This window comes from Bradyrhizobium sp. CCBAU 45321 (assembly GCF_028128975.1).
GTDB classification, from domain to species: Bacteria; Pseudomonadota; Alphaproteobacteria; order Rhizobiales; family Xanthobacteraceae; genus Bradyrhizobium; species Bradyrhizobium yuanmingense.
Genome location: NZ_LFKZ01000015.1, coordinates 187,942 through 207,150 on the forward strand (window position 1 = coordinate 187,942; position 19,209 = coordinate 207,150).

19 protein-coding genes are annotated in these 19,209 nt (G+C 64.7%); 2 read left to right on the forward strand and 17 right to left on the reverse strand.

Translation table 11 applies throughout. The annotated features are described in order from the left end of the window. Positions 1-383 precede the first annotated feature (383 nt). The 13 genes from ACM43_RS03695 to rpoZ form a co-directional block, all read right to left on the reverse strand. Positions 384-1,928 (reverse strand): GMC family oxidoreductase, encoded by a 1,545-nt coding sequence (locus tag ACM43_RS03695; RefSeq protein WP_271538094.1) that lies wholly within the window; start codon positions 1,926-1,928, stop codon positions 384-386. Positions 1,929-1,932: 4 nt separating this feature from the next. Beyond that, on the reverse strand, positions 1,933-3,483 hold the full coding sequence (locus ACM43_RS03700; RefSeq protein WP_271538095.1) for an ABC transporter substrate-binding protein: 1,551 nt from the start codon (positions 3,481-3,483) through the stop codon (positions 1,933-1,935). Between the two features lie 390 nt (positions 3,484-3,873). After that, on the reverse strand, positions 3,874-6,132 hold the full coding sequence (parC, locus tag ACM43_RS03705; protein ID WP_271538096.1) for a DNA topoisomerase IV subunit A: 2,259 nt from the start codon (positions 6,130-6,132) through the stop codon (positions 3,874-3,876). 64 nt (positions 6,133-6,196) lie between these two features. Beyond that, a complete protein-coding gene (locus tag ACM43_RS03710) occupies positions 6,197-6,481 on the reverse strand; it encodes a hypothetical protein (protein ID WP_271538097.1) in 285 nt (94 codons plus the stop codon). 100 nt (positions 6,482-6,581) lie between these two features. After that, positions 6,582-7,334, reverse strand: a complete 753-nt coding sequence (gene recO / locus ACM43_RS03715; protein ID WP_271538098.1) for a DNA repair protein RecO — start codon at positions 7,332-7,334, stop codon at positions 6,582-6,584. A 146-nt stretch (positions 7,335-7,480) separates the two neighbouring features. Next, positions 7,481-7,861: a hypothetical protein gene (locus tag ACM43_RS03720; RefSeq protein ID WP_271538099.1), complete on the reverse strand. Its 381-nt coding sequence runs from the start codon at positions 7,859-7,861 to the stop codon at positions 7,481-7,483. A 21-nt stretch (positions 7,862-7,882) separates the two neighbouring features. Next, a complete protein-coding gene (gene era / locus ACM43_RS03725) occupies positions 7,883-8,809 on the reverse strand; it encodes a GTPase Era (protein WP_271538100.1) in 927 nt (308 codons plus the stop codon). Then, the gene (gene rnc / locus ACM43_RS03730) at positions 8,799-9,620 is read right to left on the reverse strand and encodes a ribonuclease III (RefSeq protein ID WP_271538101.1); all 822 of its coding nucleotides are present in this window, start codon (positions 9,618-9,620) and stop codon (positions 8,799-8,801) included. The genes era and rnc overlap by 11 nt, the downstream gene beginning before the upstream one ends. After that, complete coding sequence (gene lepB, locus ACM43_RS03735; protein ID WP_036015031.1) at positions 9,617-10,381, reverse strand: signal peptidase I; 765 nt, start codon at positions 10,379-10,381, stop codon at positions 9,617-9,619. The genes rnc and lepB overlap by 4 nt, the downstream gene beginning before the upstream one ends. Positions 10,382-10,630: 249 nt before the next feature. Then, positions 10,631-11,050 carry a holo-ACP synthase gene (gene acpS, locus ACM43_RS03740; RefSeq protein ID WP_025036721.1) on the reverse strand — a complete coding sequence of 140 codons (420 nt, stop codon included), beginning with the start codon at positions 11,048-11,050 and terminating at the stop codon, positions 10,631-10,633. Beyond that, positions 11,047-11,799, reverse strand: a complete 753-nt coding sequence (locus tag ACM43_RS03745) for a pyridoxine 5'-phosphate synthase (protein WP_157287360.1) — start codon at positions 11,797-11,799, stop codon at positions 11,047-11,049. Before ACM43_RS03745 ends, acpS begins: the two co-directional genes overlap by 4 nt. A 45-nt stretch (positions 11,800-11,844) precedes the next feature. After that, positions 11,845-14,133, reverse strand: a complete 2,289-nt coding sequence (locus ACM43_RS03750) for a RelA/SpoT family protein (RefSeq protein ID WP_271538102.1) — start codon at positions 14,131-14,133, stop codon at positions 11,845-11,847. 205 nt (positions 14,134-14,338) lie between these two features. Beyond that, positions 14,339-14,731 carry a DNA-directed RNA polymerase subunit omega gene (gene rpoZ / locus ACM43_RS03755; RefSeq protein ID WP_007603391.1) on the reverse strand — a complete coding sequence of 131 codons (393 nt, stop codon included), beginning with the start codon at positions 14,729-14,731 and terminating at the stop codon, positions 14,339-14,341. A 330-nt stretch (positions 14,732-15,061) separates the two neighbouring features. Here rpoZ and ACM43_RS03760 point away from each other — a divergent pair, with 330 nt between their 5' ends. Then, complete coding sequence (locus tag ACM43_RS03760) at positions 15,062-15,706, forward strand: LabA-like NYN domain-containing protein (protein ID WP_157287358.1); 645 nt, start codon at positions 15,062-15,064, stop codon at positions 15,704-15,706. Then, positions 15,687-16,361 (forward strand): uracil-DNA glycosylase, encoded by a 675-nt coding sequence (locus ACM43_RS03765; RefSeq protein ID WP_036025518.1) that lies wholly within the window; start codon positions 15,687-15,689, stop codon positions 16,359-16,361. Before ACM43_RS03760 ends, ACM43_RS03765 begins: the two co-directional genes overlap by 20 nt. An 85-nt stretch (positions 16,362-16,446) precedes the next feature. Here ACM43_RS03765 and ACM43_RS03770 read toward each other — a convergent pair whose 3' ends face one another. From ACM43_RS03770 to dapA, 4 genes are read right to left on the reverse strand one after another with little or no spacing between them, the layout of a single operon-like run. Further along, entirely contained in the window at positions 16,447-17,040 is a 594-nt protein-coding gene (locus ACM43_RS03770; protein ID WP_271538103.1) for a peroxiredoxin, read from the reverse strand. Between the two features lie 4 nt (positions 17,041-17,044). Further along, positions 17,045-17,518 carry an SsrA-binding protein SmpB gene (smpB, locus tag ACM43_RS03775; protein ID WP_128265290.1) on the reverse strand — a complete coding sequence of 158 codons (474 nt, stop codon included), beginning with the start codon at positions 17,516-17,518 and terminating at the stop codon, positions 17,045-17,047. A 59-nt stretch (positions 17,519-17,577) separates the two neighbouring features. Next, on the reverse strand, positions 17,578-17,991 hold the full coding sequence (gene mscL, locus ACM43_RS03780; protein ID WP_109145774.1) for a large conductance mechanosensitive channel protein MscL: 414 nt from the start codon (positions 17,989-17,991) through the stop codon (positions 17,578-17,580). A 53-nt stretch (positions 17,992-18,044) separates the two neighbouring features. After that, entirely contained in the window at positions 18,045-18,935 is an 891-nt protein-coding gene (dapA, locus tag ACM43_RS03785; protein ID WP_271538104.1) for a 4-hydroxy-tetrahydrodipicolinate synthase, read from the reverse strand. Between the last annotated feature and the right edge of the window lie 274 nt (positions 18,936-19,209).

Genomic DNA, 19,209 nt, shown 5'->3' on the forward strand with positions numbered 1-19,209 from the left:
CCACCCGCCGCGCCGCTCGTTCCGCCGCTGGTTCCTCCGGCCCCGGCGCTAGCGCCCGCACCCGCGCCGCCCGCTCCACCTGCGCCTGCCCCGCCTCCGGCACCTCCGCCCGCCTGCGCATGGGCGAACCCGATCGACGCGCCAGCAAGCAACGCACACATGGCTACTGAGAAGATTGTCTTTCGCATTGTTCAAACTCCGATTGACGATGACATGCCAATCGAAGCCGCGCGCAAACGTTCCTGATGATATTCGTCGGAGGCTTCCGACGTTCGTAGGAACGATGTTGCGCAACGTTGAATTGAGTCTAGGTCCCGCCACTCGTCCATCTTCCGCGACGCAGGCATGACTCAACACAATGCGTCTTGAATCCCGGCTGCCGGCTACCGCATCATCATCCGCGCGATCGCTTCCCCGATCACCACCGTCGTGAAGTGCGTGTTGGCGCGGCAATCGGACGGCATGATCGAGGCGTCGGCGACGCGAAGGCCGCTGATCCCTTTCACGGTGCCGTCGGGGTTGACCACGCCATCGGGGTCGTTCCCGCCGCTCATGCGGCAGCTGCCGGCGGCATGCTGGATGTCGCCGGTCTCGCGGCGCAGCACCGCTTCGAGCTCGTGATCGGGCAGGCTGGCGGCCTGCGGCAGCGTCAGATCCGTGTCAGCGAGCCTGATCCAGTCGGCGATGCCTGACAGCGCCGGCTGCGACGTGATGACCGCGAGGCGTTTCACCGCATCGATCATGCGCAGCATGTCGCGCGGATCGGCCAGCATGTTCTCCTCGACGACCGGATCGATTGCAGGGTCGGTCGAGGCCAGCTTGAGCGTCCCGCGCGAATAGGCGTTGAACAGCCCCGCGCCAATCGCTCCGGGGTTCCCGATGCCGCGATGATTGAAGGCGATCAGGATCATGTCACGCTTGCCGCCATTGGCGAGGCCCGAGGAATAGGTCACGCAGCAATTGGTGTGGCGCGTATCGGGATCGGTGGGACGAAGCTCGTCCCGGAGCTGGATCGTGGCGCGAAACAGCGGGTGATCGAAGAAATGGCGGCCGACCGGCAGATCGCGCGCGACCGCAATCCCCATTGCCTTCAACTCCTCGGCCGGCCCGATGCCGGAGCGCAGCAGGATCGCCGGACTGTGGATGGCCCCGGCGCACAGCACGATCTGGCGTGCGCTGATCTCGTGGGTGCCCTGCCCCTCGACATGAACGCGGACGCCGGTCGCCCGTCCGTCGCTGATCAGCACGCGATCGACCAGCGCATGCCCGCGGATCTCCAGGTTGGCGCGCCCGCGCGCGGGCTCGAGATAGCCCTCGTTGGTGGTGATGCGGCGCAAGTTTCGGCTATTGATGGGGTAGCACGCAACGCCCTCGCCGTCCGGACCATTGACGTCGGCGCACCAGGGATAGCCGCTCGCCAACGCCGCATCGCGCAAGCCGCGATCGATCGGGCCCCACTTTTCAGGAGGCGCGCGGTAGACCGGCAGCGGCCCGCCGCTTCCATGGCCCTCGACATCGCCGAATTCCAGATCGTCCTCGATCGCTGAGAACAGCGGCATCACCTCTTTCGCCGACCAGCCCGTGCAGCCATTGGCCGCCCATTCGTCGAACGCGTCGGCAACGCCGCGGATCGCGATCTGGCCGTTCATCATCGACGAGCCGCCGAGCCCCTTGCCGCGCCAGTAGAAGCGCGGCTCCTGCCCCGCGACGCGGCGCGTCAGAAGATCGGGCCATTGCCATTTCTCCTGATACTCGCGCTTGTGGATGATCGGGATCGGATTCGGCGTCCTCACCTCCCAGGGCGCCTCGTCGGCGCGCCAATCGAGCCCCGCTTCGAGCAGCAGGACCCGCCGTGCGGGATCTTCGGAGAGCCTTGCGGCCACGGCGGCGCCGGCGGAGCCGCCGCCGACAACAATGACATCGTGCATCGCGCTACTTCTCAACGTTCCAGAACACCGGGATGGCGGACGGTATCAGACCGCGCAAAGTCGCGCGATAGGCGGCCGGCTGCGCGAACTGGCCCCACGGGATTCCGGGCGCCTGATCGTACATGACGGCCTGGATCTCGCCCGCGATCTTCTTCCGGTCCGCCTCGGCCGGCGCCTTGGCGAAGGCTTCCATCAGCGGGGTGATGCGCGCATCGCATTGCCAGCCGGTGAAGTCGGCACAGTTGAAGGCGACCATGACATTGGTGAGCGGCGAGCCCAGATCGAAGCCGCCGGCGTGGACGCCATAGACGCTCCAGCCCTCCTTCTTGGCGCGGCGCGCCAGCACGCTCGCCCAGTCCATCACCTGCAGATCGACGTTGAAGCCGGCAGCCTTCAGCCGCTCGGCGAGCACCTGCGCCGAAACGCGCGGCGCTTCGAGATCGTTGGCCTGCATCACGATGACGGGCTCGCCGGCATATTTGGTCGCCTTCAGTGCAGCCTTCGCCGCTTCGATCGAAGGCTTTGCGGCGGCTTCCGTGCCGGCCTTGCTCTCGTATGTGGTGCCGCAGGTGAAGTAGGTCGCGCAAGGCGTGGCGTATTTGGCGTCGAGCCCGAGCGCATCCAGCACTTCGCGCTGGTCGACCAGCTTCCACAGCACGCGGCGGATTTCTGGATCATCGAACGGCTTCGAGGCCGCGTTGAGACGGTAGGCGCCGGCGAACATGTTGCCGCCGGTGAAGTTGACGAGCTTGACGCGCGTGTTCTTCTCCAGCTGCGGCAGCAGATCGAACGGCGCGTACTGCATGAAATCGACTTCGCCGGCCTGCAGCGCAGAGGCGGCAGTTGCACCATCGGGAATGACGCGGACCTCGAGCGTGTCGACATTGACGCGCTTGCCGCCGGCCAGGAAGTCCGCGGGCTCGGGACGCGGCACATAGTCGCCGAACTTCTTCAGGATCATGCGGTCGCCGGTGCGGTGGTCGGCCTTGCTGTAGACGAACGGGCCGGAGCCGACGATCTCGGTGATGCGCTGGTCGCCGGGCGTCTTCGCGATGCGCTCGGGCATCATGAAAGCGACCGGGCTGACGGGATTGCCGAGCGCGTCGATGACGAGCCCGGACGGCTCCTTCAGCGTCAGCACGAAGGTTTTCGCATCGACCGGCTCGAGCGACGCCGTGATCGCAAGAATGCGGCGGCCGAGTGCGCTGCGGGTTCCCCAGCGGCGCAGCGAGGCCACGCAATCGGCTGATGTGACCGGCTGGCCGTCGTGCCATTTCAGGCCTTCGCGCAGCGTGAACGTATAGGTCAAGCCATCGGGCGAGACCTTCCAGTCCTGCACCATTTGCGGCTTGATGTCGCCCTTGGCATCCTTCGCAAACAGCGTGTCGAACACCATGTAGCCGAACGTGCGCGAAATATAGGCCGTGGAGAAATGCGGATCGAGCGTGACGATCTCCGCCTCGAGCACCGCGACGAGGTTGCCCGCCGCATGCGCGGGCGCCGCCACCAGCGCAAGGCCGAACAGCGCGGGAATAAAAGCCTTCAGTTTGAGCATTGGGTGTTTTTGCCTTTGACCAGCCGTTTGCAGTCGTCAGGAAAAAGCAATGTTCGTGCCCGCACGTATGCGCTCATAGCTAGCTGCCACGCGTTTGCAGGATTCACACTTTTAAGTTGGTGAGCGGCGCTATCGCACCTCGTCATTGCGAGCGCAGCGAAGCAATCCAGAGTGTCTCCGCGGTGGGATTCTGGATTGCTTCGCTGCGCTCGCAATGATGGTGGGGAAGCAGAGTGCACAACACTCTCGTGCCCCGGACGCAGCGCAGCGTCACTTCGACGGTGCGCTGCTGAGCCGGGGCCCATGTCGCCGAGCAATCCGTGCAGCGTGGGTCCGGCTCTGCGCAGCAACGCAAGATGCGTTGCAGCGCATCCGGGACACCAGAGTGCCCTACCCGATCACCCGGCCGAACTTGTTCGACTTCGGGAAGCCCTTCGGCGGCAGGCGGCCGGCGTCGGCGCGGGTGCCTTGCCACTCCGCCAGCTCCTTCATGGTCGCGGAGAATTCGCGTCCTGCGGAATCCTTCCAGGTCAGGCCCGCCTTGGCGTCGAATACCGCAACGTCGGACAGGCCGCCGTCCTTGTATTTCTGCAGGCGCACGCCGCGGCCGCGGGCCATTTCCGGCACCTGGTCGAGCGGGAAGACCAGCATCTTGCGGTTCTCGCCGATGACGGCGACGGTGTCGCCCGTCACCTCGGTGATCGCGCGGGCCTCGTTTGGCATGTCCACGTTGAGGACCTGCTTGCCCTTCTTGGTGGTGCCGACGCAATCGTCCTCGTTGACCACAAAACCCTGGCCCTCGTGGCTGGCGACCAGGAATTTGCGGCCACCCTTGTTGACGAACAGCGCGACGGGCGCGGCCTCCTGCTCGAGGTCGATGAACAGGCGGATCGGCTCGCCATGGCCGCGGCCGCCCGGCAGCTTCGCAACGTCGAGCGAGTAGAACTTGCCGTTGGTGGCGAACAACAGCAGCTTCGAGGTCGTCTCGGCGAAGAAGGCGAAGCCGAGCTTGTCGTCCTGCTTGAAGGCGAGGCCCGAGAGATCCTCGACATGGCCCTTCATCGTGCGGATCCAGCCCTTGTCGGAGACGACCACCGTCACCGGCTCGCGCTCGACGAAGGCCTCCTCGATCGCGGCGAGGTCGTGCTCGGGCGCATCCGCGAAGGTGGTGCGGCGCTTGCCGAGCGGCGTCTTCGGCCCGAACATGTCTCGGACCTTGCCGACCTGCTCGCCGACCTTCTTCCACTGCTCCGGCTCGGAGGCGAGCACCGCATTGATGCCCTTGAGCTCGGCGCGGAGGTTCTTGTCCTCGGTACGGATCTCCATCTCCTCGAGCTTGCGCAAGGAGCGCAGGCGCATGTTGAGGATGGCTTCCGCCTGTACCTCGGTGAGCTTGAACACCTTCATCAGCTCGGGCTTCGGCTCATCCTCGGTGCGGATGATCCTGATCACCTTGTCGATGTTCAGATAGGCGATCAGGAAGCCGCCGAGCACTTCCAGCCGGTGCTCGATCTGCGCCTTGCGGTAGTTGCTGCGGCGGATCAGCACGTCGCGCAGATGGTCGAGCCATTCGCGCAAGCACTCCGCGAGCCCCACGACCTTGGGAATGCGCCCCTTGATCAGGACGTTGAGGTTCAGCGGAATCTTGTTTTCGAGCTCGGTGAGGCGGAACAGCGATTCCATCATCAGGGCCGGATCGACGTTCTTCGACTTTGGCTCGATCACGATGCGGACGTCTTCGGCCGACTCGTCCCTGATGTCGCCGACCAGCGGCAGCTTCTTCTGGTCGAGCAGCTCGGCGACCTTTTCGATGAGGCGCGACTTCTGCACCAGGAACGGAATCTCGGTGACGACGACCACCCAGGTGCCGCGCGAACCCTCCTCCTGCGTCCACCGCGCCCGAACGCGGAACGAGCCGCGGCCGGTGGTGTAGGCCTCCGCGATCGCCTGCTTGGAATCGACGATGATGCCGCCGGTCGGGAAGTCCGGGCCCTTGACCCACTTCAAGAGTGCCTTCGACTTCGCGTCGGGCTTCTCGATCAGGTGCAGCGCGGCATCGCACAGCTCGGCGGCGTTGTGCGGCGGGATCGAGGTCGCCATGCCGACCGCGATGCCCTGCGCACCATTGGCGAGCAGGTTCGGGAAGCCGCCGGGCAGCACGATGGGCTCTTTCGACTGGCCGTCGTAATTGGCGCGGAATTCGACGCCGTCCTCGTCGATGCCCTCGAGCAGAAGCCGCGCGACGTCGGTCATGCGCGCTTCGGTGTAACGATAGGCGGCGGGGTTATCGCCGTCGATATTGCCGAAATTGCCCTGGCCGTCGACCAGCGGATAGCGCGAGGAGAAATCCTGCGCGAGGCGCACCATGGCGTCGTAGATCGCCTGGTCGCCGTGCGGATGGAACGAGCCCATCACGTCGCCGACGATCTTGGCCGATTTCTTGAAGGCCGTGCCGGGGTCGAGCCTGAGCAGGCGCATGCCGTAGAGGATGCGCCGGTGCACCGGCTTCAGGCCGTCGCGCGCGTCCGGCAGCGCACGGTGCATGATGGTGGAGAGGGCATAAGCGAGATAGCGCTCTTCCAGCGCCTCACGCAGCGGCACCTCGTGGATTTCAGCCGGTTCTTCCGGCGGAACGATTCGTTTTCCCATGCCGCCCGGTTAAACCGTGGAAGCGAATCGGGCAAGGATCGAATGGTTCCCTGTGGGCGGCGTACTAGCCTGCCCAGCCGGCTGTGACGGTCTGGGTTGGGGCCGGACCAGGTGTTTGCGCAGGCGCCGGCGCATTGGTCAGGCAACGGCGGGCGGCCTCGATCTCGGCATCGGTTGCCCCCTTGGACCGCGCCCATGTCTCTGCGGCGGCAGCGGAATATTTCGCCACATAGTACCGCACCACCGTGCACGAGGCCCGGCGAAACGCCCCGGGCTGCGGCTCACCGGCCATGGCGTCGGGCGCGAACGCAAGCAGCGTCGCGGACAAGGCGAATCCCTTGATCAACATTTGGGCTGTCCCCCGATGTGGAACCTGACGGCCAATCCGCTCAGGCCGATTTCGTTCCAGGGAACTGCATGCTGCTGGGCAAGGCTGGCCAGCTATTCCGTCATGGCGCCGGGATCGCCGCTCTCGCCTGCTGCCGCATCAGGGCGTTGATGAAGCCGGCCCGCGCATCGGAATGGCCTTGGCCGCGCGGCTCCAGCACGTGGCGGAGCAGGAACAGGCCGGTGAGCCGAAAACCGTCCTGGAGATCTTGCTCGGTGAGATCGCCCGCCGTTTCGCCCTTGCGCAGGAATGGCGGCAGGCGCAACAGCCGGTCGCGCCACGGCTCGCCCGCTCCGCGCGATACCGCGCCGCCGGATTTTGGCGAGACATAGATCAGGTTCGTGGTCTCGCCGGTCACCGCGCAATTGTCCAGCGCCAGGCCGAAGCCCAGCTCGGCGAGCATCGCCAGCTCGAAATGGATCAGGTGCACGGCCGCGCTGCCGATGTCGTCGAAATCGTCGAGCGAATGTTCGAGCAGCGCAAAGATGTCCTCATGCGGATCGCGCTCCGGCAGCAGCCGCGCGATCGAGGCGAGATGGGTGACGCCATAGACGCCGTGGGACGATGCCAGCAGCGTTGCCGCGCGCAGCTTCAATCCCTCGATCGCATAGGTGCCCAGATGCTCGTCGAGCCGCGCCCGCCACACCGCACTGACGCTGTTCCCCGGCTGCAGCAGCGGCCGCATCCGCGAGCCGGCGCCACCGCGGACGAGGCCGAGATGCCGGCCATGCGCGCGCGTCAACAGCTCGACGATGGCGCTTGATTCGCCATGCCGCCGGACGCCCAGCACGATGCCTTCGTCGGTCCATTCCATGGTGGGAAGTGTAGCCCATTCCAGCGATTGTAGGGTGGGCAAAGCGAAGCGTGCCCACCAATTTGATCGACCGGGCGTCAATTGATTGCGGTGGGCACGGCCCGCAAGGGCGCGCCTTTGCCCACCCTACAGCACTGCGCAACATCTCACGCGTTGAACCAACCCTGCGCGTCGCCGCTGAAGGAGAAATACAAGCCCATCGTCGTCAGCGCGCAGGAGACGATCTCGATGGCGCTGTCGAGCTCCAGGCCCTTCTCGCCGATGATCTGGCCGAGCGAGATCACCGACAACACGAGGGCCGCCGCCAGCACCCAACGTGGCCAGTTCTTGCGATGATGCGCGGCCATCCGGACGAAATAGAGCAGCAGGAGGATCATGCCGCCGGCGAGCAGCGTCCCGGTCATGATCATCTGCTCGGTCACCGCGGCACTGGGCGTGCGGTCCTGCACAGCGACCGAGACGGCGTCCAGCATCAACGATGCATAGAGCAGCGCTTCGAAGCGCTGGACGTTGGTAGGTAGGCTCATCGAATGCCGATCTATTCTTGGCTATTCTTTTGGGAAGTCCAGGCCCATCTCGCGATAGCGATCGGGATCGTCGCCCCAGTTCTCTCGTACTTTGACGAACAGGAACAGGTGCACCGGCACGTCCAGGATCTGCATCAGCTCTTTCCGCGAGTCGGCGCCGATCGACTTGATGGTGGCGCCGCCCTTGCCGAGCACGATCTTGCGCTGGCTTTCGCGCTCGACGTAGATCGTCTGCTCGATCCGCACCGAATGATCCTTGCGCTCCTCCCACTTGTCGGTCTCGACCGTGGACTGGTACGGCAATTCCTGGTGCAGCTTTTGATAGATCTTCTCGCGCGTGATCTCGGCCGCAAGCTGCCGCATCGGCGCGTCCGACATCTGGTCCTCAGGGTAGAGGAACGGACCAGGCGGCACCATGTCCGCGAGCGTCTTGCGGATGTCGTCGACGCCGTCACCCGAGATCGCCGCGATCATGAAGGTCCTTGCGAACGTCATGCGCTCGTTGGCGGCCTGCGCCAGCGCCAACAGCTTCTCGCGCTGGACCAGATCGACCTTGTTGATGACGAGGATCTTGTCGTGATTGACGCTGGCGGCCTTGGCGAGGATCGCCTCCGCCTCCTCGTCGATCCCGGTCTTCGCATCGAGCAGCACGCAGACCAGATCGGCATCATGCGCCCCGCTCCAGGCCGTCGAGACCATAGCGCGGTCGAGCCGGCGCTTGGGCGAGAAGATGCCGGGCGTGTCGACCAGGATGATTTGCGCGTTGTTCTCGATGACGATGCCGCGGATCAGCGCGCGCGTGGTCTGCACCTTGCGTGAGACGATCGTGACCTTGGCGCCGACCAGCGCGTTGACCAGCGTCGACTTGCCGACATTCGGGGCGCCGATCAGCGCGACGAAGCCGCAGCGCGTCGCGCCGGGTGCCCCGCCGCTTGCTTCAACCGTCATTGCTGCCGCCGACGCCTTCGCGTTCGATCATCACTGACGCTGCCACTTTCTCTGCCGCGCGCTTGCTGCCGCCGATACCCTCGGCCGGGGCCAGGCCCGGCAGATCGACGGCGACACGGAACTGCGGATCGTGATGCGGGCCGGTGCGCTCGACCTCGCGATAGACAGGCGTCGGCAGTCCCTTGCCTTGCGCCCATTCCTGCAGCACGGTCTTGGGATCGCGCAAGGGCCGGCGCGGCTTGTGCATCCGCTCGGTCCAGTTGCGCTTGACGAATTCAGCTGCCGCCGCATGGCCGCCGTCGAGGTAGATGGCGCCGATCACGGCCTCGCAGATGTCGCCGAGGATGGATTTGCGCAGGCGGGCATCGGCACTGGAGCCGACCGAGCCCAGCTTGATGTCGTCGACGAGACCGAGCGACTTGGCGACGTCCGCGCAGCTCTCCTTGCGCACGAGCTCGGCAAGCCGCTTGGACAGCTCGCCCTCATCTGCGTTCGGGAAGGCGTGATACAGCATGTCGGAGACGACGAGCCCGAGCACGTGGTCGCCGAGGAATTCCAGCCGCTGATAGCTGTCGCCTCGCTTGCGCCCGGACTTCAGGGCCGAGACATGCGTGATCGCCTGCATCAGCATATTTGGATCGGCGAAGCTGTGGCCGATCCGCGCCTCGAGCGCCGCGTTGGCATTCGTGCCCTTGGCCTTGCTGCTCCGCGGCCGTTTCTTCTTGGCAGGCGCCTTCGCCGCAGCTTCGCCCTCGGGAGCGGCTTGCGCCTCGGTCGGTTGGATCGCGATGTCCTTGGCTTCGTCTTTCATCGGACGATTTTGAAGAACCGATTCCAGCGCACCGCCCACGGCCAGCGCCAGAGCATCCAGGCGTGCTCGCCTTCAGCGATGGAGAAGAAGATCATCTGGGCGCGGCCGATCAAGTGCTCCTGCGGGACGTAGCCGACCTGGCCGAGAAAGCGGCTATCGGTGGAGTTGTCGCGGTTGTCACCCATCATGAAGAAGTGGCCGGCCGGGACGGTGTAGACGTTGGTGTTGTCCATGTAGCCGTTGTCGGCGCAATCCAGCGTCTCATAGGACACGCCGTTCGGCAGCGTCTCCTTCCAGCGCTTCACCCGGGAGATGCCGCCGCCTTCCGAGCCGCAAGGGTCCTCGCCGACATATTCGCTCATGCGCTGCCGCTCGACGGGCGTATCGTTGATGTAGAGCAGCCCGTCCCGCATCTGGACACGGTCGCCAGGAAGCCCGATCACGCGCTTGATGTAGTCGGTGGAATCGTCCTTCGGCAGGCGAAACACGACGATGTCGCCACGAGCGGGGTCCGAGCCCCAGATCCGCCCGGAGAACAGCGGCGGCGAGAACGGAATCGAATAATGGCTGTAGCCGTAGGAATATTTCGAGACGAACAGATAGTCGCCGACCAGCAGCGTCGCCTTCATCGAGCCGGACGGGATGTTGAAGGGCTGAAACAGGAAGGTGCGGATCACGAGCGCGATCAGGAGAGCATGAATGACGACCCGGATCGTTTCGCCGACGCCGCTCTCAGTTTTCGTTCCCGAAGTCACGCTCATTGCTCTCTCAATTCCGGCCGGCGATCATAGAGCGCCCTCCTCCCGCGAACGGCCCACCGGTTCGCGGCGCAAGGAGATTGTCCTGATTCTGATAGTGAGGGCCAATTCCGGCGTAAAGCCGAATTCGCCCAGGCTGATTTGCGTTCGCGGACTTTTAGACGGTTGTCGGAGGCCACGCAATCAAGGATCGCATCAAAACTGATTAAGATATTGATTTACAAAGAAAAACACAAAACGCCCGAGCCGCGATCAAGGTTTCGGCAGCGGGACGGCGGAAATGACGACAAAGGCCTGCGCCAGCGGCCAGTCGTCGGTGATCGAAAGGTCGATCCGCGCCTCGAACCCCTCCGGCGTCAGGGCCTGGAGCCGCGCCAGCGCGCCGCCGGTCAGCTGCATGGTCGGCCGCCCGCCCGGCAGGTTGACCACCCCCATGTCGCGCCACCAGACGCCGCGCCTGATGCCGGTGCCGAGTGCCTTGGAGCAGGCCTCCTTGGCGGCGAAGCGCTTGGCGTAGGTCGCCACCACCATCTTCTCGTTCTTGGCGCGCCGTTCCGCCTTGGCCCGCTCGGCCGCGGTGAAGATTCGGTCGAGAAAACGCTCGCCGTGGCGCTCGATCACCTTGGCGACGCGGGTGATGTCGATCAGGTCGGAGCCGATGCCGATGATCATGCCCGGCTCCGGCCACGATCCATCGCCGCGCGCATGCTGCGCACGGTCTCGGCCAGCCCCACGAACAGCGCCTCGCCGATCATGTAATAGCCGATGTTCAGCTCCATGATTTCGGGCAAGCTCGCGATCTTCTCCGCCGTCGCATAGTCCAGCCCGTGGCCGGCGTGAACCTCAAGTTCGGCGTCCTTCGCCAGCTTCACCCCGGCCACGATCCGCTGCCATTCGGCCTCGGCCTTGTCGGTGTGGCCGTCGACGACGGCATCGCACCAGGCACCGGTGTGGATCTCGATCACGGGGGCGCGCAGCCGTGCCGCCATCTCGATCTGGGCGGGATCGGCCGCAATGAACAGCGAGACGCGGATGCCGGCTTCGCTCAGCCGCGCGATATAGGGCGCGAGCGCGTTGTGCTGGCCGACCACGTCCAACCCGCCTTCGGTCGTCACCTCCTGGCGCCGCTCCGGCACCAGGCACACCGCGTGCGGCTTGGTGGCGAGCGAGATCCGCATCATGTCGTCCGTCGCGGCCATCTCGAAATTGAGCGGCTTGGAGATCTCCGCCTTCAGGCGCGCCATGTCCTCGTCGCGGATGTGCCGGCGGTCCTCGCGCAAATGTGCGGTGATGCCGTCGGCGCCGGCCTCGATCGCGAGCAGCGCGGCGCGCACCGGATCGGGATGGCGGCCGCCGCGCGCGTTACGCACGGTTGCAACGTGATCGATATTGACGCCGAGGCGGAGCGGAGGTGCGGGCATTTCAGAACTCGCGAAATCAGAGGGAGCGGCGCATGCGAGATGCGCCTATCCATTAACACGTTCGACTTTGGCGACGACCGCCTTCGCGCGCAGCTGGGCCAGGATCGCGCTGAGGTGCTTCAAGTCGTAGACTTCGAGATCGATCGTCGTCTCCGTGAAATCGGGCGAGCGGCGCTGCATGCTGATATTGTCGATGTTGCCGTCGTGCTCGGCGATCACGGTCGCGATCTGCGCCAGCGCGCCGGGCTCGTTGACGTTCTCGACCTTGATGCGGGCCGGGAAGCGCTGCGGCGCGGAATCCTCGATGTCCCAGCGGACGTCGAGCCAGCGCTCCGGCTCCTCCTCGAAATCCTTCAGGGCCGGCGCCTGGATCGGATAGATCGTGATGCCCTCGCCCGGCGTGACGATGCCGACAATGCGATCGCCGGGGACGGCGCCTCCGTTCGGCGCGAACTTCACCGGAAGGTCGGAATTGATGCCGCGGATCGGGATCGCGACCGGGCTGCGCGCTGGCTCGGAGACCCCCTTCTCCTTGAGCTTGGCCGCAAGCCCCTTCTTGACGCCGTAGCGCGCGATGCGTTCCTCCTTATAGTCGGGGTACATCGCGCGCGCGACGTGGGAGGCCTTGATCTCGCCGCGCCCGACCGCCGCCATGACGTCCTCGATCGAGGTGCGCGCGAGCCGCGGCAGCGCGCCCTTGAGCTTGTCGTCGGCGTATTCAATCTTGGCGCGCTCGAACAGGCGCTCGACGATGCGCCGGCCGAGCCCGACATATTGATCGCGTACCGCGGTGCGCGTGGCGCGGCGGATCGCGGCGCGCGCCTTGCCGGTGACGGCGAGCGTTTCCCAGGCCGACGGCGGCGCGGACTGCGCCTCCGAGGTCAGCACCTCGACCTCGTCGCCGTTCTGAAGCTCCGAGGACAGCGGCGCGAACTTGCCGTTGATCTTGCAGCCCACCGCGCTGTTGCCGACGTCGGTATGCACCGCATAGGCGAAGTCGATCACGTTGGCATGGCGCGGCAGCGCGATCAGCTTGCCCTTCGGGGTGAAGCAGAACACCTGGTCGTGGAACAGCTCGAGCTTGGTGTGCTCGAGGAATTCCTCCGGGTTCGCGCTTTCCGAGAGGATGCCGATGGTGTGGCGCAGCCAGGCGAACGCGTTGGACTCGCGCTTGAGGAATTCGGTCGGCGAACCCACGCCCTCCTTGTAGAAGACGTGCGCGGCGATGCCGCGCTCGGCGATCTGGTCCATCGCCTCGGTGCGGATCTGCAGCTCGACGCGCTGGTTGCCGGGGCCGATCACCGTGGTGTGGATCGAGCGATAGTCGTTCTGCTTCGGCGTCGAGATATAGTCCTTGAAGCGTCCGGGCACGACCGGCCAGGTGGTGTGGACGATCCCGAGCGCGCGATAGCAGGCCTCGACGTCGCTGACGACGAGGCGGAAGCCGAAGATGTCGGACAATTGCTCGAAGCCGACCGACTTGCGCTCCATCTTGGTCCAGATCGAGAACGGCTTCTTGCGCCGGCCATAGACCCGCGCCCCCAAGCCCCGGTGACGCAGATTGTTGGAGAGCTGGTCCTCGATCTCGCCGATCAGGTTGCGGTTGCGCTCAGCCAGCGCGTCGAGCCGCTGCATCACCACCGAATAGGCTTCGGGATCGAGGGTGCGGAAGGACAGATCCTCCAGCTCCTCGCGCATTTCCTGCATGCCCATGCGCCCCGCCAGCGGCGCGTAGATGTCGAGCGTCTCCTCGGCGATGCGCCGGCGCGATTCCGTCGGCACGAAGTCCAGCGTGCGCATGTTGTGCAGGCGGTCGGCGAGCTTGACCAGAAGCACGCGGACATCGTCGGCAATGGCCAGCAACAATTTGCGCAGGTTCTCGGCCTGCTTGGCCTCGCGCGAGACCAGCTCGAGCCGCTTCAGCTTGGTCAGCCCCTCGACCAGCGCGCCGATTTCAGGTCCGAAGATCTGGTCGATCTCGGCCCGCGTCGCCTCGGTGTCCTCGATCGTGTCGTGCAGCAGCGCCGCCACGATGGTGGCGTCGTCGAGCTTGAGGTCGGTGAGAATCGCCGCCACCTCGAGCGGGTGCGAGAAATACGGATCGCCCGAGGCGCGGGTCTGCGAGCCGTGGGCCTTCATGGCGTAGACGTAGGCACGGTTCAGCAGGTCTTCGTTGGTGTTGGGGTTGTAGGACCTGACGCGCTCGACGAGGTCATATTGACGCATCATCCGGGCGCGAGGCCTGGCGGGGCGCGCGACCGGCGCAGTCGGGGCCACGGCAACCGATTCGGTTGCGGCCTGCATCTGCGTGGATCTGCGGCGCCGATATACCATGCCGTCCTGCCTTCAAACGGGCTTGAACCGGCCCGTTGCATACATCCTAACTCCGATCGCGCTCGTGTCCGATCAATTCAGTGACAGGGCCAAGCGCCGACCGCAGCGCTATGGTAACCACGAAAAGGTCAACAAAAGCAAAGGCCCGAACGATCGTTCGGGCCTTTGATATGATCACAAGAAGAAGATGATCGCGATGGAGGAATTACTCGTCTTCCTCGGGCTGCTCCTCGGGAGGCGCGAGGCCTTCCAGGCCCTTCAGCAGCTCCTCTTCGGTCATGCGCTCCACGGCGACCTCGGTGTCGTCGGCATCGACGCTTGCCCCCGCGGAACCGATCAGCGGCACCGTATCCGGCTCGGGCTCGTCCACCTCGACGAACTTCTGCAGCGAGTGGACCAGCTCCTCGCGGAGGTCCTCCGGCGAGATCGTCGTCTCGGCAATTTCACGCAAAGACACAACAGGGTTCTTGTCGTTATCGCGGTCAACCGTTAGTTGTGAACCGGATGAAATCATGCGGGCACGGTGGGCGGCCAGCAGGACCAAGTCAAACCGGTTGTCGACCTTGTCGATACAATCTTCTACGGTGACGCGAGCCATGGACTGTCGCTCCGTTGTGGGTGGGACGAATTATGTGGATGATTGGGGCTAGTTATAGGGGGCGGGACGGTTTCGCAAGACCATTTTGTGATTTGGCCTCGCCAAACCGCTCTGCTACCCCCACATTGGGGCTGGGACGGGTGGTTTTCCGGGCTGCCGTTGGGGGCGCCCCCGGGGTGTATGCAAGTCCGCCATAACTATACCTTGATTGCCCCGACTTCTCCGGATTTGCGGTTTCGACGGGTTTCTGCGGCACTCTAGAACTGCGCGGCCTGTTGTCGCCGCGCCAACAAAAAACGATCAATCACGAACGCTACGCGAGCAAACTGAATGTCACCTTCTTCTACCAACAAGATCGCGCTCTTCATCGACGGGGCCAATCTCTACGCGACGGCGAAAACCCTCGGCTTCGATATCGACTACAAGCGCCTGCTGAAGGAGTTTCAGAGCCGCGGGACGTTATTGCGGGCGTTCTATTACACCGCCATCATCGAAGACCAGGAATACTCCTCGATCCGCCCGCTGATCGACTGGCTGGATTACAACGGCTACACGGTCGTCACCAAGGCGACCAAGGAATTCATCGACGCCTCCGGCCGCCGCAAGGTCAAGGGCAACATGGACATCGAGCTCGCCGTCGACGCCATGGAGCTCGCCGAGCACATCGACCAGATGGTGCTGTTCTCGGGTGACGGCGACTTCCGCTCCCTGGTGGAGGCCGTCCAGCGCCGCGGCGTGCGGGTCACGGTGGTCTCCACCATCGCCAGCCAGCCGCCGATGATCGCCGACGAGCTGCGCCGCCAGGCCGACGTCTTCACCGACCTCGTCGAGCTGCAATCCAAGCTCGGCCGCGATCCGTCCGAGCGCCCCGCCCCGCGTGACCGCGGCGAGCGTGGTGAACGCCACCACGCCCCGCAATTCCTCCAGCGCGCGACCACGACGGCGCCGAGGGGCGATGACGACTTCGAGGAGTGAGGCGGCCCGGTCAAGCCGCCAGCCTCTCACAATCGTTCCCGACCGTGACTGCCCGCTCTGTCCGCGCCTGGTCGCCTTCCGCGAGGCGAACCGCGCGCGCGAGCCATCGTGGCACAATGCGCCGGTTGCGCCCTTCGGCGACATCAAGGCCCGCCTCCTGATCGTGGGCCTCGCCCCGGGAATGCAGGGCGCCAACCGCACGGGGCGGCCGTTCACGGGCGATTATGCTGGCGACCTGCTCTATGCCACGCTGATCGAATACGGCTTTGCCCGGGGCACCTATCAGGCGCGTCCCGACGACGGCCTAAAACTCGTCGACTGCCGGATCGCCAATGCCGTGCATTGCGTGCCGCCGCAGAACAAGCCGCTGCCGATCGAGATCAACACCTGCCGCCAGTTTCTCGTGGCCAATCTGGCGACGATGCCGAAGCTGCGCGCGATCGTCGCGCTCGGGCGAATTGCGCACGACAGCGTGCTCAAGCCGCTGAATTTGAAGGCCTCGCAAGCTCCCTTCGGCCACGGCGCGGTGCATCAGGCTGGCGCGTTCAGGCTCTACGACAGCTATCACTGCTCCCGCTACAACACGAACACCGGCGTGCTGACGCCAGACATGTTCAGATCCGTGTTCGCGAAGGTGAAGGCGGATCTCGATTAGCTAGAGCATGATCCGGAAAAGTGTGTAGCGGTTTTCCGAAAAGATCATGCTCAAACAATAAGCTAAAGCCCGATGACGATTCACCCTAATCGCATCGCGCTTTATTGACGCGATTCGCCTTGAGCCAGGCCAGCACGTCGCCGGCGTTCCGGTCGGGTGGAAACACCGGATAGAACACGTGCGTGATCCTGGCGTCGTCGATAACAAGCGCGAGGCGCTTGATCAGCGTCAGGCCCGCGACCTCCATGGTCGGCAAGTTCAAAGCGCGCGTCAGCGCCAGCTTCTCGTCCGAGAGCACCGGGAACGGCAGATGCAGGCGCGAGGCCATCTCGATCTGATAGTCGTTGCTTTGGGTCGAGAGACCGAATACGTGCGAGGCGCCGGCGGCCTTCAGCTCGGCGTAGAGATCGCGAAAGGCGCAGGTCTGGGGCGTGCAGCCGCGCGCTCCGGGGATCATGTCCCAATCGTCGACCAGCGCGATCTTGCCGGGCTCACCGGTGCGGGGATAGGCGAACACCACGGTGCGGCCGCGCAGCGCCGACAGGGTGACCGACGTGTCGTCGGTCGCGAGCAGGCCGATCGGCGGCAACGTCATGCCCTCAAGATGCGCGGCGGCGCCATCGTCGGAAGGCGCGGGAATCTGGCTCCAGTCGACCTCGAGCAGGTTCCGTTGATTCATCTCGTCATCCCCTCGCCCGCAGCAGCCGGCCCTTCTCCCGGCTCCAGTCGCGCTTCTTCTCGGACTCGCGCTTGTCGTGCAGCTTCTTGCCCTTCGCAATCGCCAGCTGCAGCTTGGCCCGGCCGCGCTCGTTGAAGTAAAGCTTGAGCGGGATCAGCGTCATGCCCTCGCGGTCGACCGCGCCGATCAGCTTGTTGATCTGGCGGCGGTGGAGCAGCAGCTTTCGCGGCCGCTTCGGCTCATGGTTGAAGCGGTTGCCTTGGAGATATTCGGGAATGGTGGCGTTGATCAGCCAGATCTCGCCGTTCTTGGAATCGGCATATGATTCCGCGATCGTGCTCTTGCCGTTGCGGATCGACTTGACCTCGGTGCCGGTCAGCGCAATGCCCGCCTCGATCGTGTCCTCGATGGCGTAGTTGAAGCGCGCCTTGCGATTTTCCGCCATCACCTTGATCGGACGTTCGTTCTTATCGGCCATGACGGGCAAACCTGATCGAGATGCGCTCGGATTCTAACAGTTCGGATGAAGTGGGCGCGTCACTTCTTGAGGAGATCGCGGATCTCGGTCAGCAACTCGACCTCGGCCGTCGGCTTGGGCGGAGCAGCGGGTGCCGCCTCCTCCTTGCGCTTCAAGGTGTTCATGGCGCGGATCACCAGGAACAGCACGAAAGCGACGATGATGAAGTTGATCGTCAGCGTCAGGAAGCTGCCGTAAGCAAGGACGGCGCCTTGCTTTTTCGCATCCGCCAAGTTGGTGGCGGTGACCGCCTTCGACAAGGGGATGAAGTAGTTCGAGAAGTCGAGGCCACCGGTGACGGCGCCGACGATCGGCATGATGACGTCACCCACCAGCGAGGTGACGATGCCGCCGAAGGCCGCGCCGATGATGACGCCGACCGCGAGATCGACGACGTTGCCCTTCATGGCGAACTCGCGGAACTCCTTGAGCATCCGCGCGCCCTTTTCCTCCACGCTCATGAAAGGCTCCCCGAACGTCTCATGCGTCAGTTGATCAGGCCGGCGTGAACCATCGCGCTGCGCACGGCAACCCGCGTCGGCTCGGACACCGGAACCATCGGCAGCCGCAGCGTCTCGTCCAGCTTGCCGAGCAGCGACATCGCGTACTTGATCGGCGCCGGATTGCTCTCGATGAAGAGGTTGTTGTGCAGCGGCATCAGCTTGTCGTGGATCGCGAGCGCCGCCTTGGTGTCGCCCTTCTGCCAGGCGGCGTGGAACTCCGAGCACAGGCGCGGCGCGACGTTCGAGGTCACCGAGATGCAGCCATGGCCGCCATGAGCCATGTAGCCGATGATGGTGGCGTCCTCGCCCGAGAGCTGGTTGAAGTCCTCGCCCATCGCCGCGCGCTGCTGCGACACGCGGACCATGCTGGCGGTAGCGTCCTTGACCCCGGCGATGTTCTTCAGCTCCCACAGCCGTTTCATCGTGTCGACCGACATGTCGATCACCGAGCGCGGCGGGATGTTGTAGATGATGATCGGAATGCCGATCGCATCGTTGATCGCTTTGAAGTGCTGGTACATGCCTTCTTGCGTCGGCTTGTTGTAATAGGGCGTGACGATCAGCACGGCGTCCGCGCCCGCCTTTTCGGCGTGCTGGGAGAGCTCGATCGCCTCCTTGGTCGAGTTGGAGCCGGCGCCGGCGATGACGGGCACGCGGCCCTTGGCTTCAGCGATGCACCATTCCACGACCTTCTTGTGCTCGTCATGGCTGAGCGTCGGGCTCTCGCCGGTGGTGCCGACCGGAACGAGGCCGTTGGTGCCCTCGGAGATCTGCCAGTTGACCACGGAGCGGAACGCCGCCTCGTCGAGCGAGCCGTTCTTGAACGGGGTGACCAAGGCGGTGAACGACCCTCGGAATTTCGTCTTGGCTGCCATGGACTTCCTCCGTACGCGGCAATCTCTTGAGCAAGCCCCCTTCATATCGGGTCTATCCGGCCGGTAAAAGGCCCGGGGTCGGTGCGAGGCTGGGTTTAGGCCGCGATTTTGCCGCGGTGCTGGTGCAAATCGGCCCGAGGTAAGCGGCTGTTGGTATTTTCTCCGCATATTCAAGCAAATTCAGCTAGGTCTTGAGCCACTTCACTGATTCGGGGCGACGAAACGCCGTGACCTCCTTTGCATCTGCCGCGTGGCGATCCCTGGGTATGGCATT